This window comes from Chryseobacterium barbadense, from assembly GCF_042849955.1.
Taxonomy (GTDB): Bacteria; Bacteroidota; Bacteroidia; order Flavobacteriales; family Weeksellaceae; genus Chryseobacterium.
Genome location: NZ_BAAFHL010000068.1, coordinates 1 through 11,052 on the forward strand (window position 1 = coordinate 1; position 11,052 = coordinate 11,052).

The 11,052-nt window shown below is 30.8% G+C and carries 13 protein-coding genes and 5 pseudogenes; all 18 read right to left on the minus strand.

What is annotated here, in order from left to right; translation table 11 throughout:
* A pseudogene (locus ACGHIN_RS15140) lies at positions 1-209 on the minus strand (RHS repeat-associated core domain-containing protein); the annotation flags it as partial.
* Between the two features lie 256 nt (positions 210-465).
* Positions 466-954 (minus strand): cupredoxin domain-containing protein, encoded by a 489-nt coding sequence (locus tag ACGHIN_RS15145; protein ID WP_390455335.1) that lies wholly within the window; start codon positions 952-954, stop codon positions 466-468.
* Positions 938-1,462, minus strand: a complete 525-nt coding sequence (locus ACGHIN_RS15150; protein WP_390455369.1) for a M91 family zinc metallopeptidase — start codon at positions 1,460-1,462, stop codon at positions 938-940. The genes ACGHIN_RS15145 and ACGHIN_RS15150 overlap by 17 nt, the downstream gene beginning before the upstream one ends.
* A 132-nt stretch (positions 1,463-1,594) precedes the next feature.
* Positions 1,595-1,852: pseudogene (locus tag ACGHIN_RS15155) on the minus strand (RHS repeat domain-containing protein); the annotation flags it as partial.
* 61 nt (positions 1,853-1,913) lie between these two features.
* On the minus strand, positions 1,914-2,402 hold the full coding sequence (locus ACGHIN_RS15160) for a hypothetical protein (RefSeq protein WP_390455338.1): 489 nt from the start codon (positions 2,400-2,402) through the stop codon (positions 1,914-1,916).
* Position 2,403: 1 nt separating this feature from the next.
* Complete coding sequence (locus ACGHIN_RS15165) at positions 2,404-2,949, minus strand: hypothetical protein (protein WP_390455340.1); 546 nt, start codon at positions 2,947-2,949, stop codon at positions 2,404-2,406.
* A 273-nt stretch (positions 2,950-3,222) separates the two neighbouring features.
* Positions 3,223-3,612, minus strand: a complete 390-nt coding sequence (locus ACGHIN_RS15170; RefSeq protein ID WP_390455343.1) for a hypothetical protein — start codon at positions 3,610-3,612, stop codon at positions 3,223-3,225.
* A gap of 54 nt (positions 3,613-3,666) precedes the next feature.
* Positions 3,667-4,545, minus strand: coding sequence for an RHS repeat domain-containing protein (locus ACGHIN_RS15175; RefSeq protein ID WP_390455372.1), 879 nt, complete (start codon positions 4,543-4,545; stop codon positions 3,667-3,669).
* Between the two features lie 112 nt (positions 4,546-4,657).
* The gene (locus ACGHIN_RS15180; RefSeq protein ID WP_390455345.1) at positions 4,658-4,945 is read right to left on the minus strand and encodes a hypothetical protein; all 288 of its coding nucleotides are present in this window, start codon (positions 4,943-4,945) and stop codon (positions 4,658-4,660) included.
* Positions 4,946-5,208: 263 nt separating this feature from the next.
* Positions 5,209-5,667: a hypothetical protein gene (locus ACGHIN_RS15185; RefSeq protein ID WP_390455348.1), complete on the minus strand. Its 459-nt coding sequence runs from the start codon at positions 5,665-5,667 to the stop codon at positions 5,209-5,211.
* A gap of 661 nt (positions 5,668-6,328) precedes the next feature.
* Positions 6,329-6,504 (minus strand): annotated as a pseudogene (locus ACGHIN_RS15190) (RHS repeat-associated core domain-containing protein); the annotation flags it as partial.
* A 46-nt stretch (positions 6,505-6,550) separates the two neighbouring features.
* Complete coding sequence (locus ACGHIN_RS15195) at positions 6,551-7,114, minus strand: hypothetical protein (RefSeq protein ID WP_390455351.1); 564 nt, start codon at positions 7,112-7,114, stop codon at positions 6,551-6,553.
* Between the two features lie 677 nt (positions 7,115-7,791).
* Positions 7,792-8,109 (minus strand): annotated as a pseudogene (locus ACGHIN_RS17345) (RHS repeat domain-containing protein); the annotation flags it as partial.
* A gap of 96 nt (positions 8,110-8,205) precedes the next feature.
* Positions 8,206-8,643 carry a hypothetical protein gene (locus ACGHIN_RS15205; protein ID WP_390455357.1) on the minus strand — a complete coding sequence of 146 codons (438 nt, stop codon included), beginning with the start codon at positions 8,641-8,643 and terminating at the stop codon, positions 8,206-8,208.
* Positions 8,643-9,086 (minus strand): hypothetical protein, encoded by a 444-nt coding sequence (locus ACGHIN_RS15210; RefSeq protein ID WP_390455360.1) that lies wholly within the window; start codon positions 9,084-9,086, stop codon positions 8,643-8,645. The genes ACGHIN_RS15205 and ACGHIN_RS15210 overlap by 1 nt, the downstream gene beginning before the upstream one ends.
* A gap of 262 nt (positions 9,087-9,348) precedes the next feature.
* Positions 9,349-9,534, minus strand: a pseudogene (locus ACGHIN_RS15215) (RHS repeat-associated core domain-containing protein); the annotation flags it as partial.
* A 76-nt stretch (positions 9,535-9,610) separates the two neighbouring features.
* On the minus strand, positions 9,611-9,832 hold the full coding sequence (locus ACGHIN_RS15220) for a hypothetical protein (protein WP_390455363.1): 222 nt from the start codon (positions 9,830-9,832) through the stop codon (positions 9,611-9,613).
* 120 nt (positions 9,833-9,952) lie between these two features.
* Positions 9,953-11,052 (minus strand): RHS repeat domain-containing protein (locus ACGHIN_RS15225; RefSeq protein ID WP_390455366.1); only part of this gene is annotated, 1,100 nt, incomplete at its 5' end.

Sequence of the window (11,052 nt, forward strand, 5' to 3'; positions counted from 1 at the left end):
GTTATATGGACTATGACGAGTCATTTTCTCCGCCAGCGGATCAACCACTCCCCATCTACCAATATCCGGCATATACATCCTCGCCCCATAATCATACATTCACGTCTCTTGTAATTCTTTTCCGTTGTACTTATACTGATATGCGTTTTGATTTTTTTTTAATTATGCAACAACCCAAACGGATAATAATTATTGGTTTCTACAATTTCTCTGGGAATCCAGTCATTATAACAGTATATTTCTCCATTTCCCAGATTCTCATAATGCTGAATATTGACATCCGTTTTTCTGAACCACCCATCATGGCTAGAATCTGCATAGCTTAGCCTTACATTTCCTAAATGATCTGTATAATTATATTCTTGCTGTCCCCCAATAAAGGATTAAGTACCCTTCATACTTAATTTACTCACGGACTACAAGTCTGTAACAACGGATTAATTTTTATAAGTCTGAATGGATTAATTATAAATTATTTGGATTCAAGGTTGCTGGAGAGCAATCTCTAAAAATGGGATAAATATATTGTAATCTATTCTTCATTTTTTCTTTCACGTCTTTATACTGTTTTACTTTTCCCTCTTGTATTACCCACCATTTTGAGCGACCATCAAAGTAAATTGTATCATTATTCTTATTGCTCTTATATTTTACAAATGCATATTCAACATAATCATTGAACTGTGGTTTTTTATTATTTACATATGTTAAAACATTTAGAGAATCTAAAATTCTATCAAAGCTTGAAGACATAAAATCCTGTGTTATAAAAGTTTTGTCCTCAAAATTTACTTGCCAAAATCTTTTTATATTAAAATCTACCTCTAAATCAGTAGATTCATTGACTTGCTTAAAAAGAATTATTTTCTCTTTACTATTTAAATTTTTCCTTTCTATGCAACTAGATAGAAGTGTCAAAAGAAAAAATAATAAAAAATTATTTTTGAATTTCATGGCTTTTAACATTTTTTACGGGTACATATATTCCCTCATAAACAGTTCTCTGAGATTCATTAAGTGCTTCATTTATTTGGTTTGATAAGATTGTAGTCTTATATTCTTCTTGATTTTTAAAACCTAACTTATCAGAATCTTGTTTACGTCTTTGAAACCAATTAGCATTATCAAAAATATAATTATAAAAATGTACCATTTCATGACCCAATATTGAAGTGGGAGAATTTACTTTATCTCCTTTAATAAGTTTACCATTTTCATATCTCTCTACAAGCCCTTCTGAGCTATCATTATTAAATAAAATTCCTTTTTTATCATTAAATCTTATTCTTCCTATTTGAAATAAACCCCCATCCCATTTATCACTCTTTTTATCATATCCCATTCCAAAAGTAAATTCGGATGAATAATCACTTTGAACTACTCCGAGTGTTTTTTTGTGATCAATTAACTTCTGCATCATATTGACATCTTTAGTACCATCTCCGTCTGTATCTATATTCATTGCATCACTTTTATATAATTCATCTAATGCTAATATTGCATTGTCTAAAAACTCATTTCCTGTGCTTTCTCTTTTAGAAGAATATGAATATGTGTACTGCTGTTTTTTTCCACTTTCATCATCATAATAAATAACAATCTGCTTTCCATTAGGATCCTTAAAAAATACTGGATTATTAAATGCGTAATGATATGGACTTGCCTTAATATATCTCTCAGCAAGAGGGTCAATCACACCCCAACGTCCTAAATCCGGCATATAGAACCTTGCCCCATAATCATACATTCCAGACTCTTGCAGTTCCTTTCCGTTGTACTTGTACTGATAAGCTGGATTTCCTGTAAACTGGTTATATCCTTCATGCTTCAATCCAAACGGATAATAAGAATTTCTTCAACTTTTTTAATAAATACAATAGGAGTCACCAAATTTGGTGACTCCTATTGGTTATTTACTTTACTTCTTTCCATCCTATCTGATAGGATTTTATATCTTGAACCAAATTTTTGAAAAAAGAGGTTTCATAAGAAGTATTTTTAAAGCATTCTAAACTAATTGGAAATTTTCGTTCCACATAAGATTCATTATTTTTAACCTTAAACATTAATGTAAAACCATCCATTGCAATACATTCATCAAGACCAATATCATCTTTAGAAGGATTGAGCAACCATTTTAAATCCTGACCTTCAATTTTGTGAGATTTCTTTGATTGTATTTTTCCTCGACTAAAACTATATACGTCAATAGCATTATTATGATAACTCCATATATAAGAGGATAATGCGCCATTAGGAGAACTTAGCATAAATACATTTCCATTTGTATTATAAAATGAATTATAAAATTTCTTGTTTGAGGATAAATAATCATTTGAATTTTTCATACTTTGACAAGAAAACAATTGTATTATGGAGATTAAAAAAAATATTTTTTTCATTTTATTTTGAATTTATATTATTGATAATTGGTTGTAAATAATTCATTGTAGCTTTTATACCAGCATTTTTCCAATCGTCAAAGTTTACATTTATAATACTTCCTTTACTATTGTAATATGATACACTATTACTGTGAATTCCCACGGTAATAACATTTCCGGTATATCCCCTTTCTTCTAAAATGCCTTGAACATTAACATCAGAGTCTGAAGGAGTGGCCTCACCAAGTTGCCTTGAAGTAATATTATTAACCAACACATCGGGATGATCATGCCATATCATCTCTAGGTTAGAGGCATCCTTTGGAAGACCACCTTTTCCATTAACTTTAAAAATCTGCAATGATGCTTCTGTAACTGGCTTATTTTTATCCACCACACGATACAATCGTGCGGTAGCGGGGGAACGAGTAGTTAAATTATTTTTATTTAACTCAATACCTTTTTTTAGTTGTTCCCCTTTTTTTAGTACAAGATGACTCATGGTGCTATTGGATATGTTGTAATTTCCTTTGTAATCCTTATAATATTTTCTAACTTTTTTCATATATTAAAATTAAAAAGTATAAGAATCTTGTCCTACCAAGGTAGCAACTCCACCTGTGGATCTAAACCTTCTCTCTGGTAACTTACCCTAACGTTTCCTAAATAATCTGTATAGCTACTTTTTATAATTAGGTTGCTAGTTACAGCAACCTAATCATTTATAAAAATTCTCTCTCTTAGAAGCATAAGAAGAATATTTCTTTTTGTTCTAAAAAAAAGTAGCAACTCCAAAATATTCAAGCCACTATAATATCTACATCTATTGTTCTGTAGTTTAAATACTATTAGTAAAAAACCACAGGTCATTAGCAGAAAACTTATCATGATCAATATTAGATATCAAGTAATCATTCAATAAATTATCATCTAATTTTAAATTTTGAGCATTTAGGTTTGGAGTAGTAATTATATTAAGAAAAGAATAATTTGCCAAGTTGATATTATTCAAATAGCAAGGTTCAATAATTAATAGCGGGTGCTCTTTCCATAAATATCCCACAACATTGCTATCACTAATTAGAGTCGCCCAATTTTCTTCATTTTCCCAAAATGAAATATTAATATTTGTATTTTTTAATAAATCAATTATTGAATAAAAGTCTGAAAATTTCCAATTTCCATTATGCAATAAAGCTCTTTTTATTTTTTCTGTTACATTTTCCATGATTTAAATTATCTCATTGTTCCCGGAGAACCGTGGATATACCCTCTAGAATTCCTATATACATTCTGCAACATTTGCGTCTATTGTTGAATAAAAGAGACTTTTCCCTGCGATTCCTCCAAAAATGTGCTTCTTCATAGCCTCTTGTGCAACAGTATACACTCCATTAGTCAATTCTCCATGTGCATTTAACGAAAATCCTTCTTCAATAATATCATCTGCTAACTTTTTTATTCCGCTTACATTTCCTTTCCTAAGTTGAACAAACACTGCCATTAATTGTACTGCTCCAACAGCATTTTGAGTTTCTTCATCCTGATAACTCACATAAGTGTCAAGGGCAGTCCACCCAGCTGAAGCTAAAAGATTACTTCCTCCTGTCATAAAAGTTCCAATTCCTTGTGCAAGATTCTCCTCAAATTTTTCAGTAGCTAAGGCAGCTTTACTATTATTAATAGCGGAAGCTAATCTATCCTGAGAATTATGGAAAGCATTCATATTGCTAATTCCCATAAATGAAAGAGAACTCGGTTTTAACGGAGCTTGGATAACTACTTCGGGGATAAGTATTGGATTATTAACTCCTCCTGGCTTATTAGGTTCAATATCTTTTGGACATTTATCGCATTCTCCAATCATTCCTGTCGGATCATTAAACCTTATTGGGTTTCCATAAACATAAGAATATGGGCTATAAGCAAACTGCAATTCACTTAAAGGGTCATGTACTCCCCATCTTCCCAAGTCAGGCATATAGAATCTCGCTCCATAATCATACATTCCAGACTCTTGCAGTTCCTTTCCGTTGTACTTGTAATTCTTATAACTTCCTGTTCCAAAGAAGGCATTGCCACTATTCAAATGATTCATTCCAAAAGGATAGTAATCATTGGCATCTACAATTTCAGGAGCAATTAAATATTTGAAAAAAATATTTAAACTAAGGTATTAAAATTAATACCCTAGTTTTTTTAATATTCAAACTTAATAGTATAAGAAGGAGAAACGTTTTGTCTCAAAAAAAGGTTGTAACTCCATTATCCTGTTAATAATAAGTTCTTGGAGCATGTGAAAGAGTAAAAACTATATTCTTTTCTTTTTTAATGTACAAATATTTATATTTTCCAATTATATTTCTACTTAAATTATATTTCTCATTTCCAATGCCAATATCTAATTCATTACAACTAGATTTCTGTAAGTGATAACCTGCTAAATTAATTGTGTGGTCTGTGGATATAGATTTTTTATAAACCATAGTACCATCACAATTGATAGAAATATCATCATTTTCATAATGGCTTTCAAAAAATATATTGATAAAGTTTCCCATTAATATCAAGTTTTTTTTGTAAATCAGTTAACTTAGGATTTACATCCTCCTTATGTAATATTAACTGATGCCTTTGCTGACATTGACAAAATATCGACAAGATTAAAAACACAATTAGTTTTTTCATATTAATCTCTATTAAAAGGTGAAATATTTTCATTTTCGACTACAGTTGTTGGTACATTCTTCTTCAACTCATAACGTTTATTCAATAAATAAGCCCAACATATTTGAAACACTACCATGAAGGAAAATTATCTATTTCATTTACAGATTCCAGTATCAATATGAAGACCACTCTTATGAAAGTCTACTACATAAGTGTCTTTTGATTTGCAGTATTTTTTTTTGTATTCTTTTTTATCTAAATTGTAAATTTTTATTATTAGAAAAGATGTATCCTGAAACAGACCTGTCTGAAGAAGTATATTATAACTGTAGCGTTTAGTTGGATATTCTTTATCACCATATGCATTAAATCGCAATATCATATCTTCTTTGAAAATATCACTAATATTAATGTCGATTTCTTTTCCTGGAGAGTAAGAATATTCATATTTATTAGCCAACGTTTTATTATAAAATTCCAAACTTATAGGACTTGTGATAATTTCATTATTAATAAGAATAATCAAATTAACTTTTTGACTATAAATTGTAGATGATACAAAAAATATTAGTAAAACTATTATTTTGTTAAGGTTTAATTTTACCGTCTTCATAATTAGATAATATTTTGTTAACTGTTGATAATTCAATTCTCATAGTTTCATTTCCGGTTCTGTCATAAAATACAGCACCTTGTTTATTATTTGGATCTACAAAGGATCCATCAGAATTTACCTTGACTGGGTTTCTTTCCAAGTTACCTGCAATATAACTCGTATCACGGGTACCAAAGTCAGCAAGATCTGCGGCAGAAGGTTCTGTAGCAACCAAAGTGTAAACTTTAAAGTCTCCTGCTTTACTGGTACTTTCTACGGTAGTTGCGGTAGGATGAGTGTGTCCTACAATGTCGGATTTTATTTTATTTCCGACACCATGCTGAGTCGCAACATCAAAACCACTAACTTGTGCGCTAGCAACACCACCACTTATTGAAGTTTTGCCTCCCTCTGTATATGTAATCCTATGGCCTGTCAAGTCAATATCTGCTCTAACTTCGTGAAAACCACCTTGAGAATCTGGACTAATTCGGTGATTTGAAGGAGAGTTTGTTCTATTTAATGATCCAGAAATAGCACTTAAAGTAGCTAATCCACCAACAACTTCCTGTTTACTTGCCGTTAAATAATTACTTTTATTGCCTTGACTAATATATATTTTTCCATCATTACCTAAATATCTTCCCGAACTACTAAAGAAATCACCTAAAGGCGCTCTTCCGTCCGGATCAATGTACCTTAAAGGATTGTTAAACGCATAGTTGTAAGGACTATGTCTTGTCATTTTCTCCGCCAATGGATCTACGACGCCCCATCTTCCTATATCCGGCATGTAAAACCTTGCTCCATAATCATACATTCCTGTCTCCTGAAGTTCCTTCCGTTGTACTTGTAATTTTAAAGCTACTGAGTAGCTTTAATACATCATTTATAAATAACATCATAATGATCCATGTTCAATTTCATATTCATCATTTCCATTTAAAAATCTATATACGACTATTTTATCATTAGGATTACCACATAATTTTAAATTAGCTGTATGCATATTATAGTAAGATTTTGTCATTTTTAGACCAATAAGGATCACATTCTTAAGATCATTTTGATATAATATATAACCTGACTTTTTCTTTAATACTTTTTGATTAGTAACAAGGTTATTTAGATAATCCTTCATATAAGGTTTTACATTATTTAACTTATCCTTTATATTTAGGTTACGGGGTAAAATAAAATCACTACTTACTATAGTATCATTGATAGAAATTGTATAACAATTTTTATTATTACATTTTTTTAAATCCTTAAAATTCGGAATGTTGTTTGTAATTAAAGATAGATTTTTCGATGTATCTATTTCATCATGACTTACCGTTTTTTTATTATGAAAATTCAGATAGCTAATATGATTTTCATAAGTAACTTCAATTACTTCTATATCTTGTGCTGAATAAAAAAGCGAACTAAATACCAGCAAAATACAAAAAATTCTATAACTCATTTTTTTTCTTTTAGGCTTTTTTGTTTTAAAAAATTTCCTTTTCCAGAATAATCACCTGTAACAATTATTCTAAACTGTGATTTTCCAACTGTTCCGGTTACAGATGAACCATCAGTATTTAAATTATGACCAGATTTCACTTTCTTATACACATCATTGAAAATTGATTTTGTATTAGAGTAGTTAGGATTGGACATTTTATCATAACTGTCCGCATAATTCATTACGCCACCATCATTTTCACCTTGTCCAAGTGTATGTCCCATTTCATGAGCTCTTGTTTTATCGTTTGCAACAGAACTTTTATTAGCAATATATTTTCCTGCTTTTGTTCCTCCACCTCCCTGATTATTAGCATGCTTTTCAGCTGTATCGGCTCCCGCTATTGCACTAAACCAATTATTATATCCCGTATCCGATAGCTCTTTTACTGAATTTCCAATTGGGTCTGCTGCTGCCAATTCATCTACTTTTTGCCCTTCAGCTGCAACACTGCCCTTTAAGTCAAAACTTACCGCATATTCTATACCATCACCTGACGTATAAGTAGCCGCTAATTTATTCCACGCAGCTAAAGCACTTTTATTTTTATCATAACTATCTTGATTCTGATAATAATAATTGCCTTCTATAGTGATCGTTTTGTTTTTATGATCAATTCTTAAGCCCCAATCTCTTCCATCAGGATCTATAAATCTAACTGGATTATTTGCAGCATACATCATAGGATTTAAGTCAGGATGCTTCTCCGCCAACGGATCCACGACGCCCCATCTACCAATATCCGGCATATAAAATCTTGCTCCATAATCAAACATTCCACTTTCCTGTAGCTCCTTTCCGTTGTACTTGTATTTATATGCCGGATTTCCTGCAAACTGGTTATATCCTTCATACTTCAATCCAAATGGATAATAATTATTTTCCTCAATGATCTCTGTTCCTGTTCCATTATTCATATAGCTTACTCTTACATTTCCTAAATGGTCAAAATAGCAAAAGAACCTTTGAATTTACACGAACTTATAAATGACATATAAGTCAAAAGCCACTAAATTGGTGGCTTTTGTTATTTTCTTAGTAGTGAAAGTTTACTTTATAATTTCTCCACTTGAATTGAAATTTATTTGAAAAGCATTCTCTCTATTAATAATAACTTTTCTAATACCTTCTTCAGTTCCAAGCTTTTTTAATACGCTTTTTCCATTTTCTGGATAAGAGAAAAATTCATCCATATAAAAATAAAAAGGAATTAATTCACCATTTAAAAAAACTGATCTATTACTATGTTCTATCCAAAATTTTTCTGTGGATTCTGAAATGTTATTTAAATATAACACATAAGTATTTTCGTTCCCTTTATCTAAAACTAGATATAAATTTTTGCCTTCCATCTTTCTTTTCTGAATTTCTTTACTAAGAATATCTTTGACTGATGATGGTAAAAAATATACAATTTCTGATTGCTTCTTTTGTGCAGAACAATTACACAATAAAAAGCCGAATAATATTAATATGAATTTTTTCATTATGGATTTTTTTGTCTATCAATAAACATTTTTAATGCGTCTTGTCCTATATTCTGATTAATTGTTGTTCCAATATTTCGATTTTCTTTTCCATTAGGCAATACTCTATGAATTGCATTACCATTTGCATTAGCTCCTGTGTAAGAATCAATAGCATGTATTGGTATATTAAAACCAGAACTAGAACTAGCCGTATTTTTATCTTTGTCAGACGTTCCCGGAATATTCTTGTAACCTTCCTCTTGTCGTATATTATGTGTATGAATTTGAGTTAAGGCGATTAAATTAGTTCCACTAAACGTTCGCTTCATGATATTTCCTTCTTTGTCTGTACGAGTATCGATACCTAATACTGCTTCTCCATCTGTACCATCACTTCCTCTTACAGATGTAACTTGTGCACTGGGGATATCTCCTCTTGCGACTTCAATTCCTACAAGCACCTGTCTTTCTTTTGTTTGATCAGCAATCGTTTCATTATTAGCATTATTTATATCTGTACTAAATTTGACTTGTATTTACTGTAACAATAGAGCTAACTGCTTATAAAGATTTTGTTGCTTCTGCTGATATAGATCCTCCCTTTTCAGAAGTTATACTATTCCAATCAGTTCGATTTATTACTCTCACATTTTTTGTAGTTGCCCCATCACTTCCTAAATATCTTCCATTAGCATCTATATAGTCATCTGGCGGAATTGCAAATCTTCCATCAGGGTCAATAAAACTAATAGGATTATTAAAAGCGTAGTTATATGGACTATGTCTTGTCATCTTCTCAGCTAATGGATCCACAACACCCCATCTTGCAATATCCGGCATGTAGAACCTTGCGCCATAATCATACATCCCACTTTCCTGTAGCTCCTTTCCATTGTACTTGTAATTATACAATCCCACTCACATTTCTGCAATTGCATTATGGTGGTTTTGTTTCATACGAAGTTTTCGACTTTCCTATGATAACTTACATGTTTTTTTTTCTATTAAAAATTAATTTAAAGAATTCTATCAATAATAAAATAACAGCAATATATAAGTATTTTATATAGAGATTATTTTGTTTTTCTACAATATTATACTCACTATTAATCCATTTCTTTAATTCTGCTTTAGCTAGATTCAAATCTTTTATATTATTTGCTTCCACTATAAAATCTTCATGATTAATTTCAGTTAGTTTAGGCATAGTATTAATTCTAAACACTGTTAAATCTATAATTAGGGACAATATCAATATGAAAGAGATATAAGTAAGTATTTTAATTATTTTCATTTTTTTAAATTATAATTATAAAATATGTGAATTCTATTCATTTTCTTCATAAAGCTTTCTACCTAAAGGTGCAGAACGATTAATATTAATTAGAGGTCTCTGTCTAATAAAACTGCCTATAGCATTTGATTCTTTCATTTTTGTATCTAATCTTCCAGGTCTAGCAACGTCCACAGAACTAATTCCACTTTTTTGTAACAAAGAACACACATTTGTAGTGCAGTTATTTGATTGAAGAGCATAATTTTCAGGATTCTTTTTAAGTTCATTCGCTCTATCATTAACTGCTGATACTAAATTTTCTTTTTGCTCATTAGTAGTCTTAAAGAAAAACACATTAGAATTAGGATATTTGTCACTAAATTTACTAGTAGACTTGGTGTCCATAACTAACGGAGTAAACCACCATTCAGTCATTTCAAATTGTCTTGAATTATTCTCATCGGTAGGATAAAAACTAAATACTTTACCGTCATATCCCAATCCAGAATGACCAACAGCACCTTCTATTTCAGTGTAAACTGACACAATAGAATAATTAGGATTATTATCTTCTTGTAAATATTCTGTTTTGCCATCTATTTCTGTTATATGAGAATAAGAGTCTTTAGAAACAACATTAAAATACCTATCCTCATTATCATTTAAATTAACACCAATCAATTGACCGTTCTTAAATATATAATCATTGACAGGCTCTCTATCATCAGGATCAATAAATCTTATTGGATTATCAAATGCATAATTATAAGGACTGTGTCTTGTCATCTTTTCTGCTAATGGATCAATCACGCCCCATCTTCCAATATCCGGCATATAGAATCTAGCTCCATAATCATACATCCCACTTTCCTGAAGTTCCTTCCCGTTGTACTTGTAGTTCTTATAACTTCCTGCCCCAAAATAAGACTCTTCTTCGGCATTTCTTATAAAGCTCATCCCAAAAGGATAATAATCATTACTGTCTACAATCTGAATATCAGTCCCTTCTTTCTGGAAACTCACCCTTACATTGCCTAAATGATCTTTATACTGGTAAATGTACTTATTATTCTGATAATCAAAAAATCCTTCCGCCGTAGGAAAAAACTGCAGTTCAGAAACGGGTTCTATTTTCATCTCTGCTATAAAAG

Excerpts from the sequence above, each read along its gene's own strand:
- ACGHIN_RS15170 (WP_390455343.1), bottom strand. The coding sequence starts at position 3,612 with ATGGAAAATGTAACAGAAAAAATAAAAAGAGCTTTATTGCATAATGGA.
- ACGHIN_RS15160 (WP_390455338.1), bottom strand. The coding sequence starts at position 2,402 with ATGAAAAAAATATTTTTTTTAATCTCCATAATACAATTGTTTTCTTGT.
- ACGHIN_RS15205 (WP_390455357.1), bottom strand. The coding sequence starts at position 8,643 with ATGAAAAAATTCATATTAATATTATTCGGCTTTTTATTGTGTAATTGT.
- ACGHIN_RS15185 (WP_390455348.1), bottom strand. The coding sequence starts at position 5,667 with ATGAAGACGGTAAAATTAAACCTTAACAAAATAATAGTTTTACTAATA.
- ACGHIN_RS15145 (WP_390455335.1), bottom strand. The coding sequence starts at position 954 with ATGAAATTCAAAAATAATTTTTTATTATTTTTTCTTTTGACACTTCTA.
- ACGHIN_RS15195 (WP_390455351.1), bottom strand. The coding sequence starts at position 7,114 with ATGAGTTATAGAATTTTTTGTATTTTGCTGGTATTTAGTTCGCTTTTT.
- ACGHIN_RS15220 (WP_390455363.1), bottom strand. The coding sequence starts at position 9,832 with ATGCCTAAACTAACTGAAATTAATCATGAAGATTTTATAGTGGAAGCA.
- ACGHIN_RS15150 (WP_390455369.1), bottom strand. The coding sequence starts at position 1,462 with ATGAATATAGATACAGACGGAGATGGTACTAAAGATGTCAATATGATG.
- ACGHIN_RS15165 (WP_390455340.1), bottom strand. The coding sequence starts at position 2,949 with ATGAAAAAAGTTAGAAAATATTATAAGGATTACAAAGGAAATTACAAC.
- ACGHIN_RS15180 (WP_390455345.1), bottom strand. The coding sequence starts at position 4,945 with ATGGGAAACTTTATCAATATATTTTTTGAAAGCCATTATGAAAATGAT.